Genomic DNA, 23,536 nt, shown 5'->3' on the forward strand with positions numbered 1-23,536 from the left:
GCAGCAAGTTGGTTCTTACTGAATAAAAGGCAAAGGGCAGCAAAAAAAACTTTTAATGCTACCTTTTTCTCCAAACTGAAAAGCAGCTGCATTTGCAGCTGCTGATCTTTTATCATTTACTCTTCCGCATTCTCGACCATGTCAGCGAATAGGCCGTAGACATAGCGTTCTGCGTCGAATTCCTGCAGGTCGTCCATTTTTTCTCCGAGGCCGACGAATTTGACGGGAATGTCGAGTTCCTTGCGGATGGCCAGGACGATGCCGCCTTTTGCGGTGCCATCAAGCTTTGTCAGGACGATTCCGCTCACATCTGTTGCTTCCTTGAAGGTTTTTGCCTGGATCATGGCATTCTGCCCTGTTGTTGCATCAAGGGCGAGCAATACTTCATGCGGGGCGCCGGGGATTTCCCTTTCGATCACCCGCTTGACTTTTTCAAGCTCCTTCATCAGGTTGACCTTGTTCTGAAGGCGTCCTGCGGTGTCACAAAGAAGGATATCTGCATTCCTTGATTTCGCAGCCCTGACGGCATCAAACATAACAGCTGCCGGATCAGATCCTTCTGCCTGCTTGATGACTTCGACGCCGACCCGGTCTCCCCAGACTTCAAGCTGCTCGATGGCCCCCGCACGGAAAGTATCCCCTGCGGCCATGAGCACCTTTTTTCCTTCAGACTTGAACTTATGCGCCAGCTTGCCGATTGAGGTAGTCTTGCCGACCCCATTCACACCTACGAACAGGATGACTGTCAGGTCGCCTTCCTGGATATTCAAAGCGGAAGATGCTTCCCCGCTTCCCTCATATATTTCAACCAGTTTCTCGGAAATGATGCTTTGCACGCCTTGCGGGTCCTGGATGTTTTTGCGCTTCACTTCCATTCTCAGCTCTTCTACAAGCTCCATGACCGTGTCAAAGCCCACGTCAGCCTGAATGAGAATTTCCTCAAGCTCTTCGAAGAAGTCCTCATCGACCTTCCTGTACCTCGCTACAAGATCATTGACCTTGCCGGAAAAATTATCCCTCGTTTTTGTCAGGCCATCCTTGAATTTTTCTGTCACTGTATCGGTTTGCTTCGTAATTTTATCTTTCAGTTTTTTAAAGAAACTCATCTGTTCACTTCCTTCTCATTCATCTGTATGTATCGCCGGAAAAAGAGCGTACACCCCTTTTCCGGCATATTTTGCCTGTCTATTGCGGAACAAGCTCCCGGGTTTCTTCAAGTCTGACTGAGACAAGCTTTGAAACACCTGATTCCTGCATCGTTACACCGTACAGGACGTCTGCTTCTTCCATCGTCCCTTTGCGGTGGGTGATGACGATAAACTGTGTTTCCTCACTGTATCTCTTCAGATATTGGCTAAAGCGCTGGACGTTGGCTTCATCGAGCGCAGCCTCCACTTCATCCAGGATGCAGAACGGTACGGGGCGCACCTTCAGGATTGAGAATAGCAGCGCGATTGCCGTGAGCGCCCTCTCCCCGCCTGATAAGAGCCCCAGATTCTGCAGCTTCTTGCCTGGCGGCTGGGCAACGATGTCAACGCCTGTATTAAGCAGATCGTCAGGCTGTGTCAGCTTTAGATCTGCCCTGCCTCCGCCAAACAGCGCCTGGAAGACAGACTCAAAATGGAATCTGATTCCTTCAAATGTCTGCCTGAATCTTTTTTTCATTTCTTCATCCATTTCATCAATTACCTGGAAGAGAGTGTCCTTCGCTTCCTGCAGATCATTCTTCTGTGCCAGCAGGAACTCATAGCGCTCTGATACGCGCTCATATTCCTCAATGGAACCCAGGTTCACTGTCCCTAGCTCCTCAATGGACAATTTGATGAGCTTAACCTTTTTGCGTGCTTCCTCAGCAGGAATGTGGAGCGGATACTCCTCCCTGGCTGCTTCAAAGGTAAGCAGATATTCCTCCCTGAGATGGGCCAGGCGGTTATCCAGTTCAACATCCAGCCTGTTCAATCGCACTTCCTCATCCTTCATGCTCTCAGTCATGCCCTTATGAAGGCGGCGGAGCTCCTTGGCTGAAAGCTCCAGGTCTTCAAGTGTTTCCTGGAGTTTAAGGCGCTCCTCTTTCCTGGAAGAAATCAAGTCGATGGCTTCCTGCTTATCTTTCAGCTTCTTCCTTGCGGCTTCCTCGAGCACTTCTTCTCCTGAAGAGCTGCTGGTCAGCTCTGATGACAGCAGCGACAAATCTTCCTTGAAGGTCTGAAGCTTCTCTGATGTTTCCGCCAGCTCTCCCTCAATGGACGCGAAAGTATCTTTAGCGAAGTTCAGCTGTTCGTTCTTGGATGCCAGCGTAATCTTTAGCTCGCCGATCATGTCCATGAGCGTTTCCTTGGAGGTCATCCTAGTGTTTTTCTGCTGTGTGAGCACCTCGATTTCTTCCTCCAGGCCAGTGATGCTTTTTTGCATCTTCTCAAGCTCAAGCTCAAGTGCAGATTTCCTGGCTGAAAGCTTCTGGGACTCTTCGGCAGATTGCGACTTATCCATATCATACAAGGAAAGGCGTTCATTTATGTTCTTCTCAGCCATCTCCACTTCCCGGAGATCGCCCTTCAGGGAGTTTTCCTTCAGCCTCAGTTCTTCACCGGATCTGCGCAGGTTTTCAATCAGTTCTTCCTGCTTATTTATGTCTCCCTTGACCCTTCTCACCTGCTCTTCCAGCAGCTGCGTCTTGGAATCCATTTCGGCCAAACGTTCTTTCAGCTCTTCAAGCTCTGTCTTCCGGCTGAGCAAAGAAGAGGATTTTTGCTTGACGGCGCCGCCTGTCATGCTGCCGCCCGGGTTTACAACATCGCCTTCCATTGTGACAAACCGGCTTCTGTAATTAAGGATCTTTGCCATTTCATTGGCTCCCTTTAGATCCTTTGAAACTATGACATTGCCGAGAAGGTTTTTAACGACCTCTTCATACTTTGAATCAAAAGATACCAGGTCAGCGGCAGCACCGATAAAAGATGGATGCAGCTTTAGCGATTGCAGCTGGCCCTGTGACAGCGACTTTCCTTTAATGACATTCAGCGGCAGGAAGGTCGCCCGGCCGTATGAATGCTTTTTCAGGAACTGGATGGCGCTGCGGCCATTCTCTTCGTTCGCTACCACAACATGCTGCATCGCACCGCCAAGAGCGGTTTCAATTGCAGTCTCATACTGCTTCGGCACCGCAATCAGCTCAGCGATCGCACCTTCAATGCCCTTAAGTGCGCCGCCCCTTGCCTTCAGCACTTCTTTGACTCCCTGGAAGAAGCCGGAATAGTCCTCCTCCAGCTCTTCCAGCATATCTTTGCGGGACTTGGCCTGCTGAAGATACTGATAGGCCTGGTAAAGAGTCGTTTCCTGCTTCTGATAGTTCGTTTTCAAAGATTCGGTTTTTGCCTGCTCATTCTTGAAAAGGCGGACCTGTTCCTCAAGCTCGCCCTGTATCTGTTCAAGCCTGCCAATGATTTCTTTCTTTTGGTCTTCTATCTGCTTTCGTTCCGAAAGAAACTTTTCATTGTCTGACTCAAGTCGGGTTGATCTTGCTCCCTGCTGGGCCAGCTGCTGGCCGATATATTGAAATTCATTTTTAAAAGCAGCCTGCCTGTTCAGCAATTCAATATAATCACTTTTGAGAGAGTCGATTTTTTCTTCTGTATTTTCACTATAAAGCTTCAGCTCAGCCTGTTTTTCTCTTAGCTTTTTCTGAAGCTCAGCTGCCTCTCTCTGAAGAACATCGGCAATCTCCTGCTGCATTGCTTTTCTTTCTTTAAGAGAAGCTTCCTTTTCCCCCAGCTCTTCTATATTTCTCTTCAGCTGTTCTTTATTATGGGAAGCATTTTTCTTCCGTTCTTTGAGGACTTCTTTCCTGCCCTCGAGCTTTTCCAGCTCCTCGCTGGCATGAAGCAGCACACCCTGCAGATCATTGATGGACTCATCAAGGTCTGAAATGCCTGCCCTTGCCACTTCGATTTCAGCTTCCTTTTCCCCGATCGCACCGCCCAAAGCTTCTTCTTCCTTTTTCAGCTTTTCAAGCACGGCAGAAAGAGCCTCCCATTTTCCGTGAAGGTCCTCAATCTCAAAGGCTGTAAGGGCAACTTCGATTTTTTCCAGCTCTTCTTTTTGCTGCAGGTAGTCCTTGGCGATGGAAGACTGGATCTTCAGCGGCTCCACCTGGCTTTCGAGCTCATAGACGATATCATTCACCCGGTTCAGGTTTTCCTGGGTTTCAAGAAGCTTGGCCTCAGCCTTTTTCTTCCTTGTTTTATATTTCAGGACTCCGGCCGCTTCTTCAAAAATGCTCCTCCGGTCCTCAGCCTTGCTGTTTAAGATTTCTTCTACCTTCCCCTGGCTTATAATGGAGAATGCCTCCCGCCCAAGGCCTGAATCCATGAACAAATCGATGATATCCTTCAGGCGGCATGATTGGCTGTTTATATAAAATTCACTGTCCCCTGAGCGGTAGACTCTCCTCGTAACACTCACTTCATTATAATCAAGCGGGAGGAACTGATCTTCGTTATCAAGGGTCAGGGTCACCTCTGCAAAATTCAGCGATTTCCTGCTGTCGCTCCCGGCAAAGATGATATCCTCCATTTTCGATCCCCTCAGGGACTTCGCGGACTGCTCGCCAAGCACCCAGCGGATGGAGTCTGTAATATTGCTTTTGCCGCTCCCATTCGGGCCGACAACAGCTGTCACGCCAGGGACAAAATCGACAGAGGACTTCTCGGCGAAGGATTTAAAGCCTGCAATATCTAGCCGTTTCAGAAACACTGATATATCCCTCCTAGCTTCTCGGTTGATTTTCTTGGGATGTTGAGTCATTCTGCAAATGGGATTTTAAAATCTCCAGCGCCATCTGTGCCGCGTGCTGTTCTGCTTCTTTTTTCGATCTGCCTGTCCCGGTCCCGAGCTCATTCCCTGACAAGGAAACACGCGAGACAAACTCCCTGCTGTGTGCAGGGCCTTTTTCCTGAAGGATCTTATACTCAATTGCACCCGCTCCATCACGCTGGACGAGCTCCTGAAGCTGGCTCTTGAAATCCATCACATGAGAAAAAGCACCCGAATTTATTTTTGGAAAGACCGTTTGTTCTAAAAATCCGATGACTGTATCTATCCCTTTTTCCAGGTATAATGCGCCGATAAATGCCTCGAACACATCTGCAAGCAAAGCCGGACGCTCTCTTCCGCCTGTCATTTCCTCCCCTTTGCCGAGAAGGACGAGCTTCCCGAACTCAAGCTCATTGGCAAATGTAACCAGGGATGGCTCACACACAACTGCCGCTCTCAGCTTTGTCAGCTCTCCTTCGCTCATCATGGGATATTTCTTGTATAAAAATTGGGATACAGTCAGTTCAAGTACGGCGTCCCCTAAAAACTCCAGCCGTTCATTATCTTCATACGGCTTTCTCCGATGCTCATTCACATACGATGAATGTGTAAAAGCCTGCTTCAGCAGCTTTTCATTTTCAAAGGAAATCCCGATTTTCTTCTGGAACTCCCTGAATTGCATTTCTGCCGCGCGGTATGCTTTTTTCTCTTGGTCTTTATTGTTCTTGCGCATATTGCCTCCACCTTGCTAATAGTTTACATACATTATCAGTTTACGTAATAATTCTTAAAAACGCAAAAAAACCTGAAAGCATCCTGAATATTCCAGGCAGCTTCCAGCCTCTTGGACCAATGGGCCGATTCATCAGGAAGCACGGGCTCTGCCGGCAGGTGAATCATCCCTGTATCCGCCTTTATAGAAGAAAGCCCCGTTCAAAACGGAGCTTTGCTCAATCTAACGATTACACATTAGCTTTTATGTAATTCACAGCGTCGCCGACTGTTGCGATCTTTTCTGCATCATCGTCAGAGATTTCCATATCGAATTCATCTTCCAGTTCCATAACCAGTTCAACTACATCCAGGGAATCTGCGCCAAGATTTTCTTTGAAAGAAGCTTCCAATGTTACTTCAGACTCTTCAACACCAAGACGATCTACGATGATCTTTGTTACACGTTCTAACACATCTGCCATGCTTGTCACCTCCCCTCAAGACATTATAGAGCATTTTAGCAGATTAATAAATGTCCAGCCTAACAATTTTTTCTTTTGTCTGCTGAAGAGGCTTCTACATCACCATTCCGCCGTCAACATGGAGGGTCTGCCCTGTCATATAGCGGCTGTCCTCAGAAGCCAGGAATAAGGCTACCTTTGCAATATCTGAAGGTTCGCCAAGCCGTCCGAGGGGGATTCCTGACAGCATCTGCTCTTTCACTTCTTCATTAAGCTTGTCTGTCATATCAGTCGAGATGAAGCCAGGGGCAATTGCATTGACGGTGATTCCCCTTGTAGCCAGTTCTTTTGCAGAAGTTTTTGTCAAGCCGATGACGCCTGCCTTTGCGGCAACATAGTTGGCCTGTCCAGGGTTGCCGCTGACACCGACGATCGATGATACATTGATGATCCTGCCGCTGCGCTGCTTCATCATTTGCCTTGTTGCCGCCTTCGTGCAAAGGAAGACACCTTTGAGATTGATGCTGATGACTTCATCCCATTCTTCCTCTTTCATTCTCATAAGAAGATTATCGCGGGTGATGCCTGCATTATTGACAAGAATATCAATGCTTCCGAATTTTTCGATTGTCTCTTTCATCATGGCCGTTACAGCCTCACTGTCTGATACATCTGCCTTTACAGCAAATGCGTCACGGCCGAGCGCCTTAATTTCTTCAACAGTCTCGTTAGCTTTTGCTTCGCTTCCGGAATAGTTGACTGTCACATTGGCTCCTTGCCTCGCAAGCTCCAATGCAATTTCGCGGCCAATTCCCCTGGAAGCGCCTGTTACGATCGCTGACTTGCCCTCAAGCTTCATTGCGGTTCCCCCTTTAATGCCTCAATTGCAGCCGCACAGCTTGCTTCATCTGAAACAGCATATGTTTTGGCTGAGCGGTTTACTTTTTTCACAAGCCCTGATAAAACTTTTCCTGGGCCGATTTCAATGAATGTATCGACTCCGAGGCCGATCATCCTTTCAATAGAATCCTCCCACAGCACCGGGGAATAGAGCTGCTGGACAAGCTTTTCTTTAATATCCCCTGATTCCGTCATTTCGGCGGCACTGACATTGGAAATGACTGGAATTTGCGCATCGGAAACCGTGATGCTGTCCAGGACACCCCGCAAATTCTCTGCTGCCGGCTTCATCAGAGATGAGTGGAACGGTCCGCTGACATCAAGCGGAAGGACCCTCTTGGCGCCTGCTTCTTTCGCTTTTGCAGAAGCTTGCTCAACGCCCTGCCTGGAGCCGGATATTACGATCTGGCCGGGGCAATTCAGGTTTGCCAGCTGTACCGGATGTCCTTTCCCTGAAATTTCCTCTGTCACCGCACGCAGTTCATCCCTGCCGAGGCCGAGGACTGCTGCCATCGTGCCTTCACCGTTTGGAACCGCCGCCTCCATGAACTCGCCTCTTTTTCTTACCGCATGCACCGCGTCTTCAAAAGAGATGCTGCCTGCAGCGACAAGGGCAGTATATTCACCAAGGCTGTGTCCGGCTGTATAATCAGCTCTGATTCCTGACTCACGGAACTTAGCGAGAATGGCAATGCTTGTCGTCAAAAGCGCCGGCTGGGCATTGACCGTTAATGTCAGTGTCTCCTGCGGTCCTTCAAATATCAGGCTTGATAGCTTATCATTCAGCCTTTGGTCTGCCTGATCAAAGACAGCTTTTACTTTATTATCTGATTCTGCCAAAGATTTCCCCATGCCAACAGTCTGAGAGCCCTGGCCAGGAAATAAAAATGCAATTTTCCCCATTTTCTCTTCTCCTTTTCAAAGAAATCTGCAGGCTATTCCCTGCCTGTTACAGGCAGCTTTTCTGCTGCTGCCTTTATTGTTTCCGCCACATTATTCTGCACCATTTCACGTGTCTGCCTGACTGCGCTGTAGAGCGCATTGCTGTCAGAGGAACCATGGGCCTTGATGACAGGAGCGTTCAGTCCGAACAGCCCGGCTCCGCCGTACTCCGAATAGTCCATCTTTGATTTCAGCTGGACAAGGTCCGGCTTCAGCACTGCTGCTGCCATTTTGCTCTTCAGGCTGCTTGTCATCGCCTCTTTCATCATTTTAAAGACGGATAAGGCGGTGCCTTCTATCGTCTTCAGAACCATATTCCCTGTAAATCCATCAGTGACGACAACATCTGCCGCACCTTCCAGGAGATCCCTTGCTTCTACATTCCCGACAAAATTCAGTCCGGCATCTTTGATCAATCCAAATGCACTCTTGGCCAGTTCATTTCCTTTTTTTTCTTCTGTGCCGATATTTAAAAGGCCTACTCGGGGATTGGAGATGCCCCTGACTTTTTCGCAATATATCGATCCCATGACGGCATACTGCAGAAGGTGCTCAGGTTTGGCATCGACATTTGCCCCTACATCAAGCAGGAGGAATCCCTTGCCATCTATTGTCGGCAAAGTCGGCGATAATGCCGGCCTTTCAATGCCCTCGATCCTTCCTACAACGAATAACCCTGCTGCCATCAGTGCGCCTGTATTCCCGGCTGAAATGCATGCATCAGCATTGCCATCAGCGACCTGCCTGGCTGCGAGGACCATAGAAGCATCCTTCTTCCTCCGCACTGCCCTGACCGGTTCATCGGTCCCAAGGATCATCTCTTCTGTATGGATGATTTCGATCCGCTCACGCACTGTGAGATGCTCCCTGATTCTCTTTTCGTCACCGACGAGTGTAATATGTATGTCCTTGAATTCTGCTGCAGCCTTCATGGCCCCGAGTACAATTTCCTTTGGGGCATTGTCTCCGCCCATTGCATCTATCGCTATCTTCATCATTCTGCATCATCCCCTGCTTGTTAACGGATTATTTTCATGCTTCTCTGTGGGAACGGAACATGTCGAACTCGCCTTTGAAAACCAGTTCATTGTTCGCAAAGCTTGAAACCTCTACAAGTGTCCTGCCAGAGCTGTTGTCGATCTTAACGACTTTTGCTTTTGCGATTACCCTCTCATTCTGGTGTACTGAGCGGGTAAACTGTATGCTCGCTTTAGCCGTTAGTGCCAGCTCGTCATTTATGACAGCGACAGCCAGTGAATTGGCCTGTGCAAAAAGGTGGTGGCCTCGGGCAATCCGGTTCCTTTTGAATACATGCTCTTCTTTTACATCAAATATAGAAATCGCCGTATTATCAAGTTCTATGTCAATGATTTCCCCAATGACTTCATCTATGGGAAGAGATTTTACTTCATCCTCGAAAGATTTCTCCGCAACATTTTTGATCCTTTCCCTCAGCTCGGGAATGGAAAGCTCGAGACGGTCGAGCCGGATGGTCTGGACGCTGACTGAAAAACGGTCGGCCAGATCCTCGTCTGTAATGAAGGGATTATCCTTTATCGTTTCAACCAGCAGCTGCTGGCGTTCTTTTTTATTTTTTCTCATATCCTCCACCGCCGAGATATTAAGACTAGGTACTAATAGCAGTATATACAAAAAAAAAGCAGAGCGCAAGGCAGAACTTTTCCGTTCTGTCTCCGTCTGCTTCCCGCTTCAATCAAGCTTTTCCCCATGGAATACGCCTGTATTTTTAAGATATTCCCTTAGCATCCCATATTCCGGACCTTCCCAGAAGATGCTGGACTGTATCAGCTTCGATGCATCATTCCGTGCCGTTTCAAGAGCGCGGTAGTCATGGACCATATCTGCCACCTTGAATTCAGGCATGCCGCTTTGCTTGCGGCCGAAAAAGTCTCCGGGCCCCCTCAGTTCCAGATCCTTTTCACTGAGAACAAAACCATCATTGGTCTCAGACATGATTTTCATCCGTTCTTTCCCGACCTCTGATTTTGGATCGGCAAGGAGGATGCAATAAGACTGTTCGCTTCCCCTTCCGACCCTTCCTCTCAGCTGGTGCAGCTGGGACAGCCCGAATCTCTCCGCATCATAGATTACCATAATGGTAGCATTAGGCACATTGACCCCAACTTCAACGACAGTTGTAGATACAAGGATCTGTATCTCGTTGCGGCTGAACTCTTTCATCACTCCATCCTTTTCCTCCGGATGGAGCCTCCCATGCATCAGCCCTACTTTATACCGGTCCTGAAAATAGAATGTCAGATTGCTGTGGACATCGATTGCATTCTGGACATCCAGCTTGTCCGATTCCTCAATCAGCGGGCAAATGACGTATGCCTGCCTTCCTTTGGAAAGCTCCTTCTCCATGAATTGGAGAATCCGGTCCAGCATTTCCTGCTTTGCCCAGTAAGTTTCGATTGTCTTCCTGCCTGCAGGCATCTCATCAATAATAGATACATCCATTTCCCCGAACACCGTTATGGCAAGCGTCCTTGGAATCGGAGTTGCTGTCATGAACAGGACATCAGGGCTTTCACCTTTTTCACGGAGCACCCTGCGCTGTTCTACGCCGAACCGGTGCTGTTCGTCTGTTATGACAAATCCGAGCCGCTTGAACTCGACTTCCTGCTGGATGAGGGCATGGGTACCGATCAGAACATCAATTTCCCCTTCCGAAAGCCTGGCTAGGATCTCTTTTCTCTTCTTTCCCTTGACAGAGCTTGTCAGCAGCTCACACGACAGGCCCTGAGGCTCCAGCAGCTCTTTCAGCGATTTCTCATGCTGCTCGGCAAGTATCTCTGTCGGGACCATCAGTGCCCCCTGATAGCCTGCTGTTGCTGCTGCATATAAACCGATGGCAGCTACGACCGTCTTGCCGGAGCCTACATCACCCTGCAGGAGCCTGTTCATCCGGTATGGGGATTTCATATCAGACAGGATTTCGTTCACTACTCTTTTTTGGGCTCCAGTCAAAGGAAAGGGAAGCGATCCGATGAATTCTTTCAGCTTTTTCAAGTCATACGTCTGGACAATCCCTTTTGACTGTTCACGCTCGAATTTTCTGAGCGCCTGCATTTTAAGCTGGAAATATAAGAATTCTTCATAAACAAATCTGCGCCTTGCCTGCTTCAAATCCTCGGGCCCGCCCGGAAAATGCATCGCCCTGAGGGCATCTTTCCTGTTCAAGAGCTTATACTGCTCAAGAAGCCGCTCAGGCAGTGTCTCCACAATGCTGTCAGCATACTGGCTGAACGCCATGCCAATGAATCTGCGGATGCCTTTTACCGTAATGCTGCCTTTCACTGCGTATACAGGTTCGAAATCCTTGGAAGCTGCATTCTCCCCAAGATGAATTTCACTGGCGGAAATCATCTGGCGGTGCTGATCCCACTTCCCGGTAATCGTGACAGAATCATTGATGGCAAACTTCTTTTTTAAGTAAGGCTGGTTAAAAAATACCGCCTGGATCAAATAACGGCCGACAAGGACTCTTATCGTCAGGCGCGACCGTTTTCTCCCATAATAAGTCAGCAAAGGCTCGCTGTGGATTTTCCCCTCCACTGTAACCCTTTCCTCATGCTTGACTTCTGACAGGTCTTTAAGCCGGTAGTCCTCATAGCGGAACGGAAAATGCTCCAAAAGGTCGCCGACAGTAAAAATATTCATATCTGCCAGTGCTTCAGCGGTCTCTGCACCTATTCCTTTTATACTTGTAACTGGTTCGTTCAACATATTAATCACCTGATTTCGATTATACTTTATAGGAGAATATGACTGTGGATGCATCCGGGGATCTCTATTTGGGAGCTTCGGCAAGTTTCGGGGGCATTGCATGCCTGCATAGATAGAAATAGAAGGGGCATCCCCTTCTATTTCCTGGTAAGGCTATTCGATTGAAAAGATGAAAGCGTACAATGGCTGTTTGCCGTCATGCACTTCAACTTCTATGTCTTCGTATTCTTTTTCCAGGAAGTCTGCAATGGCCTCCAAATCTGCCTCGGATGCATCCTCGCCCTTAAGGATTGTAATAATTTCAGCATCCTCATCAATCATATGTGTGAGGAGCTTTTTGGCTGATTCAGTCTTATCCTTATCTTTGACAACGATTTTGCCATCAGCGATTCCCATGAAATCTTCTTTTTCGATTTCAAGGCCGTCGATGCTCGTGTCACGGACAGCAAAAGTGATCTGTCCTGTCTTGACATGGCTTAAAGCCTCGCTCATGCCGCTTTCATTGTCCTGAAGGCCTGCACCAGGATTGAAAGCAAGCAGTGCAGCCATACCCTGCGGCACAGTTTTGGATGGAATGACAACAACGTCTTCCTCTGCTACCTCGGCGGCCTGCTGGGCAGCCATAATAATGTTCTTGTTGTTCGGCAGGATGATGATCTTTTTGGCATTCGCATCCTTTATGGCCTTAACAATGTCCTCGGTGCTCGGATTCATTGTCTGGCCGCCTTCAATGACAACATGGGCGCCAATGCTTCTGAAAAGGTCAGCAATGCCGCTGCCCATAGACACAGCTACAATGCCGTATTCAAGCTTCTCGTTTGTTTTGGCAGGTTCTCCGGTCCTTAGCGGGGTATGTGTCTCACCCACTATGTTTGTGTGCTGCTGGCGCATATTTTCAATTTTCATATTCACCAGGCTGCCATATTTCTGGCCATAGCTCAGCACATCTCCGGGCTGCTCAGAATGAATATGTACCTTCACCAGTTCTTCATCGGCAATCACCAGAAGAGAATCACCGAAACGGCTTAAATCCTGACGGAAAAGATCTTCAGAAAAGTTTTTTCCGTTCAGTTTTTCTTCTTCAAGCTTAACCATGAATTCAGTGCAATAGCCGAATTCAATATCTGCCGTATTGATATGCCCCTGGATTGATTTATGATGTTCGGCATTTACCATTTCATCCATGCTCGGAAGAGAGGCAGGTGCGTCAGGAAGCTTTTCGCCCTTCAGCTCAGCAAGAAAGCCTTCGTAGACAAATACAAGGCCTTGCCCGCCGCTGTCCACAACGCCGACTTCCTTCAGAACAGGCAGCAGGTCAGGCGTCCTGTTCAGCGAAGCTTTTGCTTCCTTCAGGACTTCCTCAAGGACTTTGATAATATCGTCCTCGCTTTGCGCAGCCTGGACACCCCTTTTGGCAGAATCCTTTGCAACGGTCAGGATCGTCCCTTCAACCGGCTTCATGACAGCTTTATAGGCGGTCTCGACACCAGTATTCAGCGCGTCTGCAAACTCGCTTGCTGTAATTTCAGACTTTTGCTCAATTGCTTTAGAGAAGCCGCGGAACAGCTGTGACAGGATGACACCCGAATTCCCGCGGGCACCCATCAATAATCCTTTTGAAAGGGCAGTGCCCACTTTTCCAATATGCGCCTGGACATTATTCCTGACTTCCTTCGCTCCGGAAGTCATCGATAAATTCATATTGGTTCCTGTATCTCCATCAGGAACCGGGAAAACGTTTAGCGCATCTACATATTTGGCATTAGAGGATAAGTGGTTTGCACCCTGCATCACCATTTCCGCGAAACGCTTTCCATCTAAAACTGTAATTGACACAAATCTTTCCTCCTCACTACGGGTTCGTTACACGAACTCCCTGAACGTAAATATTAACCGAGTCAACGGCAAGTCCAACAGTTTTATCAAGGGTGTACTTTACTTTTGATTGCACGTTGTGGGCAACCTCGGAAATTTTCGTTCCATAACTCACAATAATATACATATCGATATGTACTTCTTCGCTTTCCTGGCGCACAATCACACCGCGTGTAAAGTTTTCCTTGCGCAGAATATCGGTAAGCCCGTCCTTAATCTGGTTCTTGGAAGCCATCCCTACAATGCCGTAGCAGTCAACAGCTGCGCCACCGGCAATAGTAGCAATCACATCATTAGATATATCAATTTGCCCGAATTTCGTTTTTAATTCAATGGACATGAGTCGTTCCCCCTTTGGAAATTGCTCCTTGACTAAAGTCATTTTACTATATCAAGGGTAAATTTAAAAGCTATACTTCCCCTTTCTTATTATAGGGCAGCTTCCCGTATACTATGTCAAGGAAATTTTCTTGAAAGGTTGCATCACAACTATTGCATTCATTTGGGTTGTATGATAAATTATTAAAGTATCTTTTAATGCCGAAAAACATACTCGTTACTGTTTTTCCATTACTTAGATTGAGCAATATGATCATTGCAAATGAAAGCATGAAAAAATAGTTTCAAGCTTTGTGAGTTAGGAGGGAAATATACATGCCACGCAAATGTGTCGTAACAGGTAGAAAAACAACTTCAGGCAATAAGCGTTCCCACGCTATGAATGCAAACAAGCGTACTTGGGGAGCTAACCTTCAAAAAGTTCGCATCCTTGTAGACGGTAAGCCTAAACGTGTTTGGGTTTCTGCAAGAGCGCTTAAATCAGGTAAAGTAGAACGAGTGTAACAGCTCGAAAAGGACATCCCGCGGATGTCCTTTTTTATTTCTCCGTCCCCGCAAACCGCACTTGCTTCTATATCCTTCCTTGCAAAAAAAATCAGCATCCGCTGTCCGGATGCTGCTGAAGGTGTGGTATTTTTGTACGTTCTGCTATGGATCTATCACTTTTATTCCTTTTTGAAGGTTCCTAGCATCGCGCGGACAAGTCCGCCTAAAAACTTCGGCAATTTAATCGTATAAAACTTCATGGATATGTCCCTCCTCGCCATCTAACCGCAAATCTCTCTGTCCTCTTTTGCGCCCTTACCATCATATTCAAAAGATTAAGATGAGTACACTTTGTTTAAGACTTTTAATCATGACTCCTTATCACCATTATTATGCCTTCGGTAAATGAAAAAGTACCATAATCATGATTAAGTTCGTTACTAATGCACAGGGTAGACCCGAGCGGGACATATTTATTTTTCAGCGGATATTTAAAGCCTTCGAGCGTCAGGTCCTTTATATGGCTCGTCACCGGGACGAAGGAGACATATTTCATATTCTCCAAGGGCAGGACAGTATAAGCCCCCGGGCCTTTGGCATAAATGATATTTCTGCTGTCTATCAGCTCGATATGGGTGCTAGCGCCTTTCAGGAGCGGCCCGATGAGGAGCTGCACATTGCCAAAGAAGTGGTCGAGGCGCCCCCCGGTCCCTCCATATATTTTGATGGCTTCGGGTTCCTGCTTCAGTGCCCAGATGATGGCAAGCTCCATATCGGTTTCATCTTTCTCAGGGTTGAACAGCCGGACTTTCTTTACAGCTTCCCGGATTTTCATCATCTCATCGGGAGATACTGAATCAAAGTCGCCGAATGCGGCCTGCGGAACAATTCCTTTTGAGAGCAGGGTAAAGACTCCCCGGTCCACACCTGCCCAAATATCCCCTTCATCAGCAGGTACAAGTTCCGGAAGAAGTTCCACCGGCCCTCCTGCAAGTATATGGATAATCAGCGGTATCACCTGTCTTTCTTAAATTAGTTTATAGAAAAGCCAGCCGAATCATTCAGCTGGCTTTTCTTTTTTTATCCTCTAAGTGCTGCGATTGCTTTCGCGCGGTCTTTCTGATTATAAACGGCAGAACCGGCGACAAGGACATTTGCGCCTGCCTCTATACAGAGCTTAGCCGTCTCCTCATTCACACCGCCATCCACTTCAATTTCAAGATCCAGCCCCTGCTCTGCAGCCATTTCTTTTACCTGCCTGATTTTCGGGAGCACCGATGAAATGAATTTCTGGCCCCCAAAGCCAGGATTCACTGTCATCAGCAGGACCATGTCGATATCCTGGATGATATGCTTAAGAGCTTCTGCCGGTGTAGCTGGATTCAGGACGACGCCTGCTTTTACACCATAAGACTTGATAAGATGGATCGTCCGGTGCAGATGCCTGGATGCTTCTGCATGGACTGTAATATAATCGGCGCCTGCCTTGGCGAAGGCTTCGATATACTGATCTGGATTTTCAATCATCAGATGCACATCAAGCGGCAGCTTTGTAATCGGTCTGACTGCCTCTACAATCAGCGGGCCGATCGTGATATTCGGGACAAAATGGCCATCCATTACATCCACATGGATATAGTCGGCCCCTCCCCTTTCTACATCCTTGATTTCTTCTCCCAGCCGGGAAAAATCAGCAGATAATATCGATGGTGCAATCTTAACCATATTAATACCTCGGCTTTCTATCTTTTATTTCCTGGAGGAAATCTTTGTAATGCTCATACCTGTATTGCGGGATCTCTCCGTTGTCAACCGCTGCTTTGACCGCACATTTCGGCTCGGAAATATGCAGGCAGGCACGGAATTTGCAAGCCTCGCTTTTTTCCCTGATATCAGGGAAGCAGAAATTCAGTTCTTCTGCTTCAATATCGGTGAATTCAAGGGAACTGAATCCCGGCGTATCAGCAACAAATCCCTGGCCGATTTCAATCAGCTCCACGTGGCGTGTTGTATGCTTCCCTCTTCCCAGATGTGAGGAAATGATGTCCGTTTTGAGTTCCAGCTCCGGCCTGAGGGCATTGAGGAGAGAAGACTTTCCAACTCCCGACTGCCCTGCAAAAACTGAAATTCCTCTTTCAAGGAAAGGAAGCAGTTCATCAATCCCGATCCCATTTTCTGAAGAAGTCAGCAGCACATCATAGCCTGCGTCCCTGTACGAAGCTGCGTAGTCCTCAATCTTCATTCTTTCTTCTTCATTTACCAGATCCATTTTTGAGATGCAGATAACCGGCTGGATATGGTTAAATTCAACCAGCACAAGGAAACGGTCAAGTAAAGCTGTACTGAAATCCGGTTCAATAGCTGAAAAAACAAGAATGGCCTGATCCACATTGGCAATCGGAGGCCTGATCAGTTCATTTTTTCTTTCTTTCACTTCAAGGATGTATCCTTCACTGTCGTTATCTGCCTGATATACGACATTGTCTCCGACAAGGGGTGTGATCTTATTTTTCCTGAACACTCCCCTGCCCCTGCATTGCACAGTTCTTTCGCCGCTAAGCACATAATAGAATCCGCTTAATGCCTTAATGATTTTGCCTTCAGGCATACAAACACTCCTAATTCTTTTTAGTTCCCGGGATAATCGACTTCTTCATCAATAATCTGCTGGCTGTTTCTCAGAACTTTATAATACGCTTTGCTGCCTTCCTGTATCAATAGTTCCATATTATACTTACGTTCTTCCGTAATGTAGAAGGTATCAAAAGGCGCTGTCATCTTATTATTCATATCTTCCACAAGGATCTGGATTTCCTGCGGCTCCCCTTCTTCCTCAGGCTCATATGGTATCGTGATTTCTATGGGCACTGTTTTTGGAGGAATCTCTTCCTTGCCTTTTGAGAAGGTGACTGACAGGCCTGAACCTTTGCCAAGCTCAGTTCCTGCGGGCTGCGACTGGCTGATGACGAGGCCTTTTTCAACTGTATCATGGTACTCTTCTTTTGATGTATCGATCTTCAGTCCCGTTGATTCGGCATAATCCTGAACTCCCTTTAGATTCAGACCAGTAAGATCCTTCAGGACAATGGGCGCGGGTCCACTGCTTACGGTGAACTCGATCCCGGTTTCGCCAGGGATTACTTCTTCCCCTTCATCGATTGACTGCTCAAGGATTGTACCTTCAGGCTCATCCTCATTATTGGCGTCCTCCCGGGTGATTTGTGTAAAGCCCTCTTTCTCGAGGAGGCTTTCGACCTCTTCAAAGGATCTTCCGGTATAGTCCGACATTTCAAACTTCTCTTTCCCGGAACTTAAATATATCGTTATACTGGATTCTTCCTTCGCCATCCTGCCGGCTTTCGGATCGGTTTTGATAACGAGTCCCTCTTCTACCTCTTCATCATTAATCTCGACCGGATCTTCCACCTCAAAACCTGCTTTTGTCAGTATGGATGTGGCATCCTCAATCGTTTCCCCTGCCACATCAGGAACCTCGATTTCCTTTGGCAGAAACAGCTCAGGAAGGACTGTCAGGGCCAGTACTCCCATTACAACAAAGAAGAGAAAAAGAGAAACAAGGACAATCGGCCACTTCTTCTTCTTTTTCTTATCTTTCTTTTGTTTTTTGGCAGCAGGAGCCGGACCCGCTGAAGAGCCTTTATCATCTTTTTCATGTACGCGCGTTTCGTCCATATTCTGATAGGGGCGATCGCTTGTGATCACCGGAATCGCTTTGGTGGCATCATCATCATCAGGCACCGAAAATTTCTTCTCATTCATTCTGTCCGGTTCAAGGGCGGTCCTGATATCTTCCTCCATATCCTCTACATTTTCATACCGGTGGAAGGGGTCCTTCGCAGTTGCCTTCAGGACGATATTCTCAACGCTTTGGGGAATAGACGGATTCCACCTTCTTAATGAAGGGGTTTCGGACTGAAGATGCTTAAGCGCGATGGAAACCGCCGACTCTCCTGAAAACGGCAGCCTGCCGGTCAGAAGCTCAAACATCACAATTCCAAGGGAGTATATATCCGATTTCTTATTGGCCATCCCCCCTCTTGCCTGTTCAGGGGATAGATAATGGACAGAGCCAAGCACAGAGTTGGTCTGGGTGATGCTTGTTGAACTCAGGGCCATGGCAATCCCGAAATCTGTAATTTTCACATTCCCGAGCCGGTCAACCAGGATATTATGCGGCTTGATGTCCCTGTGCACAATATGATGCTGATGGGCGTGGGAAATAGCGGAAAGAAGCTGTTTCATAATATCCAGTGCCGTGTCAACGGGTACAGGGGAATGCTGCTGTATATACTGTTTGAGTGTTTGCCCTTCCACATATTCCATGACAATATAATAGATTGAATCTTCTTCGCCGACGTCATAGATGCTCACTATATTCGGATGTGCGAGGCTTGTAGCCGATTGCGCTTCACGGTGGAATCTCCTGATGAATTCATCATTTTCAGCAAAATCCAGGCGCAGGATCTTTACGGCCACATCGCGGTCCAGGATCATGTCATGCGCCAGATAAACATTCGCCATCCCGCCGCCGCCGATCATATCCAAAATCTTATAGCGGCCGCTTATTCTTTTACCAATCAGCATTCTGTATCACCAGAGCTGCCGGCTTCCATGAACTCGACAATCACAAGGGTGATATTGTCCTCACCGCCGTTGTCATTGGCAAGCCGGATCAGATCCGCTGCCTTATCATCGAGCTTTTTCTCCCCGGCAAGGATTTCATGCATCTCCTGCTCTGAAACCTTATTTGTCAATCCATCCGAACTGAGAAGCAGCAGATCTTCTTCCTCAAATACGATGGTCCTGGTGTCCATCTGTACCTTTTCTTCTGTTCCAAGTGCTCTCAGCAAAACATTCTTCCGGGGGTGATGCTCTGCATCTTCTTTTGTAATCTGGCCTGACCGGAGGAGCTCATTCACAAGGGAATGATCTTCTGTCAGCTGCTTGAACCCAGATTCATTCAATATGTAACCCCTGCTGTCGCCAATATTGGCAATGGTGGCAAACAGGCCGGTCGCAATGGCGGCAACAATGGTCGTCCCCATGCCCTCGCATTCACTGTTATTCTTTGAATGTTCGAACAACAGGGCATTCACTTCCCCGATATTGGTCCTCAGCCATTCTTCAGCCTGCTCAGGTGTCTCAATCCCTGCATTGCCTTCCCAGAGCTCCTTCAGCTTCAGGAGGGTCATCTCACTGGCAACGTCACCCGCACGGTGGCCGCCCATGCCATCGGCTACGATGGCAAGGCGCTGCCCGCTGCGGTTGACAAAAATTCCGCCGTTATCTTCATTATGCTGACGGATCTTTCCCCTGTCCGTCATAAAGACAGCTTTCATTCTGTCACCTCGTCTCTTCTTTGCGCTCCTTCGCACGGAGCTGGCCGCATGCTGCATCAATATCATGGCCCTGCTCACGGCGGATGGTCACGTTCACACCTCTGTTCTTCAGCGCTTTTTCAAAAGCAAAGATCTGATCCTTCGGTGTTCTTACATAATCCCTTTCAGGCACATAATTGACGGGAATCAGGTTCACGTGGCATTTCAGCCCTTTAATCAGAGAAGCCAGCTCCTCAGCATGCTCCACCTGGTCATTTACACTCCCGAACAAGCCATATTCAAAGCTTACCCGCCTGCCCGTTTTATCGACATAATAGCGGATGGCTTCCATCAGGTCCGGCAGTTTATATGCACGGTTGATCGGCATCAGCCTGCTGCGGATTTCCGTGTTTGGCGCATGCAGGGAAACTGCGAAGTTGATCTGCATGTTTTCATCTGCAAATTTGTAGATTTTCGGAATGATCCCGCTTGTTGAAACCGTAATATGGCGCGCTCCGATATTGAGCCCGTCATCATGGTTGATGATTCTTAGGAAAGACATCATATGATCATAATTGTCAAATGGCTCGCCGATGCCCATGATGACAACAGAGCTGACCCTTTCATCCGTTTCATCAAGTGCCTGTTGTACTTTTACGACCTGGGCAACGATTTCTCCTGCTTCTAAATTACGTTTTAATCCTCCGAGTGTGGAAGCGCAGAATGTACAGCCTATCCGGCAGCCCACCTGGGTTGTCACACAGACGGAATTTCCGTATTCGTGGCGCATCAAAACGGTTTCGATGGAATAGCCGTCATGAAGCTCGAACAGAAACTTGATTGTTCCATCCGAAGAGGTCTGCTGGATAAGTGTTTTTAATGTCGTCAGGGTAAAGGTTTCATTCAGTTTATCTCTCAAAGCTTTTGAGAGGTTTGTCATATCTTCGAATGATGCCACCCGTTTCTGGTAAAGCCATTCGAAAATCTGGGCGGCACGGAATGCCTTCTCGTTATTTTCCTTGAGCCAATCCTTCAGCTCATCGAGCTGCAATGAATAGATGGATGGTTTTTGCTCGGCTGTCTGCTTCTTCTCTGTTGTTTTAACGTTTTCCACTATTGCACCTTCTTTCTCAGGCTGGCTATATAAAAGCCGTCCGACCCCAGGTCCTGGGGCAATATTTGTAGTTCAAAATCTTTTGCCAATGCTTTCACTGCATCAGGCAGTCTCTCTGCTAAGGAATGGTCGCCGGAGAATTCGGGATGTGAATCAAGGAATTGCCTCACGGCGTTTTCGTTTTCTTCCCGATCCACTGTACATGTGCTGTAGACAAGGGTTCCCCCGTCCTTCAGCAAAGGGGCGACTGCTTCCAGCAGTTTGAGCTGCACCTTCTGCAGGTGCATGATATCTTCTTCTTTTTTAGTGTATTTCATGTCAGGCTTCCGCCTCATTACACCAAGGCCTGAACATGGGGCGTCAAGCAGGATGCGGTCAAAAGAGCCCGCATTGAAGTGTTCCTGTACTGTCCTGCTGTCCATCGCCTTTGTCTCGATATTTGACAGTCCCAGTCTTCTGGCATTGTCATCAATAAGCTTAACCTTATGTTCATGCAGGTCAAGGGAGATGACTTGTCCTGTATTTCCAAGCTTTTCGGCAATATGGGTTGTTTTCCCGCCCGGAGCGGCACAGGCATCAAGAACATGATTATCCTTTTCTGCTCCCAGGGCATATGCCGCAAGCATAGAACTTTCATCCTGGATGCTCAGATAGCCTTCCTTGAATGCCCGTGAATGAGCAAGATTCCCTTTTTTGCTTTTGACTGCCTCGGGTATGACAGGGCTGGCTTCTACTAGGTAGCCTTCTTCTTCCAGCATCGCCATGCATTCATCCATGCTTACTTTCATAAGGTTGACCCTTCCTGTCTGCATGGGAGCTGTCAGATTAAGCTCGCACATTTCTTTTGCGCGTTCAAACCCGAGCTGGTCGACCCATCTTTTGACAAGCCAGAGCGGATGGCTCGTTTCCATTGCCAGCCTTTCCACACTGTCTTTGATGCTGTCGAGACTGCGGGCACCCTGCCTCTGGAGGCTTCTCAGCACGCCATTCACCATCCCGGAAATACCTTTATGCCCTTTGCGCTTGGCTATTTCCACCGCTTCATAGATAGCGGCACGGTCAGGGATTTTATCCAGATAGATCATCTGGTAAAAAGTGATCCTGAGCAGCTGCCTCACCCAGCTTTCAAGTTTCTTGGGATTCTTAAGGAATGGCTCCATTTGATAATCAAGGGTCATTTTCCTTTGCAGGGTTCCGTAGACAAGCTCAGTAAGGAGCCCGACATCTTTGCTGCTGATATCGTTTTTCTTGATGCTGCTGTTCAGGAGGAGATTGCTGTATGACTGGTTTTTTTCGATCGCTTCCAGCAGCTCTACCGCTGCCTCGCGCACATTTTTATTCGCCATGCTGTTCTCCCAGCACAGTGCCGATGCTCAGGGAAGAGCCTGCACCGCGGAGAAATTGTTCTCCGGACATTTTTTTCTTTCCTGCCGGCTGCAGCTCGGTAATCTTAATGCCGGTCATATTCCCGGCTGCCGCGATAAAGCCATCTTTTTCAATCCCGACAACTGTTCCGGGAAGGGCTTTTTCCTTCAAGCCGACTTTTGCAGAGCTCCACAGTTTCACTACTGACCCGTCAAGAGTGGTAAAAGCAACAGGCCAGGGATTCATGCCGCGGATATGGTTGTATATCTCTTCGCCAGTCTTGGTCCAATCTACCTGTTCCTGCTCTCTTTTTATATTATAAGCAAATGTCGCCTCTTCATCATTCTGGGGAATTGGCTCGAGTTCACCCTTTAGCAGCTTGGGAAGTGTCTCTGACAGAAGTGCTGCTCCCGCAGCGCTCAGCTTATCGAACAGAGATCCAGCTGTATCCTGCTCATCGATTTTAACCTCAGCCTGTGTCAGAATATCGCCTGCATCCAGCTTTTCAGCCATATACATGATGGTGATGCCTGTCTTTTCTTTCCCCTGGATGATCGAATAATGGATCGGTGCGCCGCCCCTCAGCTCAGGAAGCAGGGAAGCATGAACATTGATGCAGCCGTATTTAGGGTAATCCAGCAGCTCCTTCGGCAAAATCTGGCCAAATGCAGCTGTGACGATCAGGTCAGGCTCAAGGGCCAGGATCTTCTCCAGCTCCTCTTTTACGCGGATTTTCTCGGGCTGGTAGACAGGGATTCCCTGCTTTACAGCTTCCGCCTTGACGGGAGGGGGCGTCAGGACTCTTTTCCTGCCGACCGGCCTGTCCGGCTGCGTTACCGCTGCAATCACATTATAGCCTTCCGATATTAATTGCTTTAAGATAGGCACCGAGAAATCCGGTGTTCCCATAAATACGATTTTTGTCATTCGCTTTCCAACCCTTCCAACTCTTCTTCTTCCAGGTATCTGTTCACTTTTGAAGTAAACAGGACACCATCCAAATGATCGATTTCATGCTGAATCGCCCTTGCCAGAAAATCATCTGCCTCCAGTGTGAAGCTTTTTCCTTTTCTGTCCTGGGCTTTTATTTTAACAGTGAACGGTCTTGTCACTTCTCCATACAGTCCGGGGAAGCTCAGACATCCCTCAGGGCCTGTCTGCTCCCCGCCTGTTTCAATGATTTCCGGATTGATGAGCTCAATCGTCCCGTTTTCATCATCAATATCAACGACGGCGATTCTTTTCCTGATCCCGATCTGGGGGGCGGCAAGCCCTACGCCGTCAAACTCTATCATCGTATCATACATATCATTCAAAAGCTTCACAAGCTTCTTATCGAATTCAGTAACCGTCTCGCACGGCTCTTCAAGTATCTCTGCTGGATAAGTAACTATTTTTCTAACGGCCAAATCATTGCCTCCAATGTCTTTTTCTCTATT

Annotated in this window: 22 protein-coding genes; 1 reads left to right on the forward strand and 21 read right to left on the reverse strand. The window is 47.8% G+C overall.

Annotated features, from left to right (window positions below):
- Positions 1 to 116 precede the first annotated feature (116 nt).
- From ftsY to Q9R36_RS03055, 11 genes are all read right to left on the reverse strand, one after another.
- Positions 117 to 1,106 carry a signal recognition particle-docking protein FtsY gene (gene ftsY / locus Q9R36_RS03005; protein ID WP_009795943.1) on the reverse strand — a complete coding sequence of 330 codons (990 nt, stop codon included), beginning with the start codon at positions 1,104 to 1,106 and terminating at the stop codon, positions 117 to 119.
- Positions 1,107 to 1,185: 79 nt separating this feature from the next.
- Positions 1,186 to 4,752, reverse strand: coding sequence for a chromosome segregation protein SMC (gene smc / locus Q9R36_RS03010; RefSeq protein ID WP_311224529.1), 3,567 nt, complete (start codon positions 4,750 to 4,752; stop codon positions 1,186 to 1,188).
- Positions 4,753 to 4,765: 13 nt separating this feature from the next.
- The gene (rnc, locus tag Q9R36_RS03015; RefSeq protein ID WP_009795945.1) at positions 4,766 to 5,545 is read right to left on the reverse strand and encodes a ribonuclease III; all 780 of its coding nucleotides are present in this window, start codon (positions 5,543 to 5,545) and stop codon (positions 4,766 to 4,768) included.
- Between the two features lie 229 nt (positions 5,546 to 5,774).
- Positions 5,775 to 6,008: an acyl carrier protein gene (locus Q9R36_RS03020; protein ID WP_009795947.1), complete on the reverse strand. Its 234-nt coding sequence runs from the start codon at positions 6,006 to 6,008 to the stop codon at positions 5,775 to 5,777.
- A 94-nt stretch (positions 6,009 to 6,102) separates the two neighbouring features.
- Positions 6,103 to 6,846, reverse strand: coding sequence for a 3-oxoacyl-[acyl-carrier-protein] reductase (gene fabG / locus Q9R36_RS03025; RefSeq protein WP_094767483.1), 744 nt, complete (start codon positions 6,844 to 6,846; stop codon positions 6,103 to 6,105).
- Positions 6,843 to 7,790, reverse strand: coding sequence for an ACP S-malonyltransferase (fabD, locus tag Q9R36_RS03030; protein ID WP_009795949.1), 948 nt, complete (start codon positions 7,788 to 7,790; stop codon positions 6,843 to 6,845). Before fabD ends, fabG begins: the two co-directional genes overlap by 4 nt.
- 32 nt (positions 7,791 to 7,822) lie before the next feature.
- Positions 7,823 to 8,824, reverse strand: coding sequence for a phosphate acyltransferase PlsX (plsX, locus tag Q9R36_RS03035; protein WP_311224633.1), 1,002 nt, complete (start codon positions 8,822 to 8,824; stop codon positions 7,823 to 7,825).
- A gap of 37 nt (positions 8,825 to 8,861) precedes the next feature.
- On the reverse strand, positions 8,862 to 9,431 hold the full coding sequence (gene fapR / locus Q9R36_RS03040; protein WP_009795951.1) for a transcription factor FapR: 570 nt from the start codon (positions 9,429 to 9,431) through the stop codon (positions 8,862 to 8,864).
- Between the two features lie 108 nt (positions 9,432 to 9,539).
- Positions 9,540 to 11,633 carry an ATP-dependent DNA helicase RecG gene (recG, locus tag Q9R36_RS03045; protein WP_311224530.1) on the reverse strand — a complete coding sequence of 698 codons (2,094 nt, stop codon included), beginning with the start codon at positions 11,631 to 11,633 and terminating at the stop codon, positions 9,540 to 9,542.
- A gap of 99 nt (positions 11,634 to 11,732) precedes the next feature.
- Complete coding sequence (locus tag Q9R36_RS03050) at positions 11,733 to 13,415, reverse strand: DAK2 domain-containing protein (RefSeq protein WP_311224531.1); 1,683 nt, start codon at positions 13,413 to 13,415, stop codon at positions 11,733 to 11,735.
- 16 nt (positions 13,416 to 13,431) lie between these two features.
- Positions 13,432 to 13,794, reverse strand: a complete 363-nt coding sequence (locus Q9R36_RS03055; RefSeq protein WP_009795954.1) for an Asp23/Gls24 family envelope stress response protein — start codon at positions 13,792 to 13,794, stop codon at positions 13,432 to 13,434.
- Positions 13,795 to 14,108: 314 nt separating this feature from the next.
- On the opposite strand from Q9R36_RS03055, the gene rpmB reads away from it, so the two are divergent.
- Positions 14,109 to 14,297: a 50S ribosomal protein L28 gene (rpmB, locus tag Q9R36_RS03060; protein ID WP_009795956.1), complete on the forward strand. Its 189-nt coding sequence runs from the start codon at positions 14,109 to 14,111 to the stop codon at positions 14,295 to 14,297.
- Between the two features lie 161 nt (positions 14,298 to 14,458).
- Here rpmB and spoVM read toward each other — a convergent pair whose 3' ends face one another.
- From spoVM to def, 10 genes are all read right to left on the reverse strand, one after another.
- On the reverse strand, positions 14,459 to 14,539 hold the full coding sequence (spoVM, locus tag Q9R36_RS03065) for a stage V sporulation protein SpoVM (RefSeq protein ID WP_022543708.1): 81 nt from the start codon (positions 14,537 to 14,539) through the stop codon (positions 14,459 to 14,461).
- 104 nt (positions 14,540 to 14,643) lie between these two features.
- On the reverse strand, positions 14,644 to 15,288 hold the full coding sequence (locus Q9R36_RS03070) for a thiamine diphosphokinase (protein ID WP_094767531.1): 645 nt from the start codon (positions 15,286 to 15,288) through the stop codon (positions 14,644 to 14,646).
- Between the two features lie 71 nt (positions 15,289 to 15,359).
- Entirely contained in the window at positions 15,360 to 16,004 is a 645-nt protein-coding gene (rpe, locus tag Q9R36_RS03075) for a ribulose-phosphate 3-epimerase (protein WP_009795959.1), read from the reverse strand.
- A 1-nt stretch (position 16,005) separates the two neighbouring features.
- A complete protein-coding gene (rsgA, locus tag Q9R36_RS03080) occupies positions 16,006 to 16,887 on the reverse strand; it encodes a ribosome small subunit-dependent GTPase A (RefSeq protein ID WP_009795960.1) in 882 nt (293 codons plus the stop codon).
- A 20-nt stretch (positions 16,888 to 16,907) separates the two neighbouring features.
- Positions 16,908 to 18,884, reverse strand: coding sequence for a Stk1 family PASTA domain-containing Ser/Thr kinase (gene pknB / locus Q9R36_RS03085; RefSeq protein ID WP_101550631.1), 1,977 nt, complete (start codon positions 18,882 to 18,884; stop codon positions 16,908 to 16,910).
- The gene (locus Q9R36_RS03090) at positions 18,878 to 19,639 is read right to left on the reverse strand and encodes a Stp1/IreP family PP2C-type Ser/Thr phosphatase (protein ID WP_101550633.1); all 762 of its coding nucleotides are present in this window, start codon (positions 19,637 to 19,639) and stop codon (positions 18,878 to 18,880) included. Before Q9R36_RS03090 ends, pknB begins: the two co-directional genes overlap by 7 nt.
- 4 nt (positions 19,640 to 19,643) lie before the next feature.
- Positions 19,644 to 20,732 (reverse strand): dual-specificity RNA methyltransferase RlmN, encoded by a 1,089-nt coding sequence (gene rlmN / locus Q9R36_RS03095; protein WP_009795963.1) that lies wholly within the window; start codon positions 20,730 to 20,732, stop codon positions 19,644 to 19,646.
- The gene (gene rsmB / locus Q9R36_RS03100; protein ID WP_101550637.1) at positions 20,732 to 22,078 is read right to left on the reverse strand and encodes a 16S rRNA (cytosine(967)-C(5))-methyltransferase RsmB; all 1,347 of its coding nucleotides are present in this window, start codon (positions 22,076 to 22,078) and stop codon (positions 20,732 to 20,734) included. The genes rlmN and rsmB overlap by 1 nt, the downstream gene beginning before the upstream one ends.
- Entirely contained in the window at positions 22,068 to 23,024 is a 957-nt protein-coding gene (gene fmt, locus Q9R36_RS03105) for a methionyl-tRNA formyltransferase (protein WP_009795965.1), read from the reverse strand. Before fmt ends, rsmB begins: the two co-directional genes overlap by 11 nt.
- Positions 23,021 to 23,506 (reverse strand): peptide deformylase, encoded by a 486-nt coding sequence (gene def, locus Q9R36_RS03110; RefSeq protein WP_035403535.1) that lies wholly within the window; start codon positions 23,504 to 23,506, stop codon positions 23,021 to 23,023. Before def ends, fmt begins: the two co-directional genes overlap by 4 nt.
- Between the last annotated feature and the right edge of the window lie 30 nt (positions 23,507 to 23,536).

Source organism: Bacillus sp. AG4(2022) (assembly GCF_031844465.1).
Taxonomy (GTDB): Bacteria; Bacillota; Bacilli; order Bacillales; family Cytobacillaceae; genus Bacillus_AB; species Bacillus_AB infantis.

What these genes read in the sequence shown, in the direction of transcription:
- ftsY (WP_009795943.1), bottom strand. Translation starts at nt 1,106, where the DNA reads ATGAGTTTCTTTAAAAAACTGAAAGATAAAATTACGAAGCAAACCGAT.
- rnc (WP_009795945.1), bottom strand. Translation starts at nt 5,545, where the DNA reads ATGCGCAAGAACAATAAAGACCAAGAGAAAAAAGCATACCGCGCGGCA.
- Q9R36_RS03020 (WP_009795947.1), bottom strand. Translation starts at nt 6,008, where the DNA reads ATGGCAGATGTGTTAGAACGTGTAACAAAGATCATCGTAGATCGTCTT.
- fabG (WP_094767483.1), bottom strand. Translation starts at nt 6,846, where the DNA reads ATGAAGCTTGAGGGCAAGTCAGCGATCGTAACAGGCGCTTCCAGGGGA.
- fabD (WP_009795949.1), bottom strand. Translation starts at nt 7,790, where the DNA reads ATGGGGAAAATTGCATTTTTATTTCCTGGCCAGGGCTCTCAGACTGTT.
- plsX (WP_311224633.1), bottom strand. Translation starts at nt 8,824, where the DNA reads ATGAAGATAGCGATAGATGCAATGGGCGGAGACAATGCCCCAAAGGAA.
- fapR (WP_009795951.1), bottom strand. Translation starts at nt 9,431, where the DNA reads ATGAGAAAAAATAAAAAAGAACGCCAGCAGCTGCTGGTTGAAACGATA.
- recG (WP_311224530.1), bottom strand. Translation starts at nt 11,633, where the DNA reads ATGCATCCACAGTCATATTCTCCTATAAAGTATAATCGAAATCAGGTG.
- Q9R36_RS03055 (WP_009795954.1), bottom strand. Translation starts at nt 13,794, where the DNA reads ATGTCCATTGAATTAAAAACGAAATTCGGGCAAATTGATATATCTAAT.
- rpmB (WP_009795956.1), top strand. Translation starts at nt 14,109, where the DNA reads ATGCCACGCAAATGTGTCGTAACAGGTAGAAAAACAACTTCAGGCAAT.
- spoVM (WP_022543708.1), bottom strand. Translation starts at nt 14,539, where the DNA reads ATGAAGTTTTATACGATTAAATTGCCGAAGTTTTTAGGCGGACTTGTC.
- rpe (WP_009795959.1), bottom strand. Translation starts at nt 16,004, where the DNA reads ATGGTTAAGATTGCACCATCGATATTATCTGCTGATTTTTCCCGGCTG.
- rsgA (WP_009795960.1), bottom strand. Translation starts at nt 16,887, where the DNA reads ATGCCTGAAGGCAAAATCATTAAGGCATTAAGCGGATTCTATTATGTG.
- pknB (WP_101550631.1), bottom strand. Translation starts at nt 18,884, where the DNA reads ATGCTGATTGGTAAAAGAATAAGCGGCCGCTATAAGATTTTGGATATG.
- Q9R36_RS03090 (WP_101550633.1), bottom strand. Translation starts at nt 19,639, where the DNA reads ATGAAAGCTGTCTTTATGACGGACAGGGGAAAGATCCGTCAGCATAAT.
- rsmB (WP_101550637.1), bottom strand. Translation starts at nt 22,078, where the DNA reads ATGGCGAATAAAAATGTGCGCGAGGCAGCGGTAGAGCTGCTGGAAGCG.
- fmt (WP_009795965.1), bottom strand. Translation starts at nt 23,024, where the DNA reads ATGACAAAAATCGTATTTATGGGAACACCGGATTTCTCGGTGCCTATC.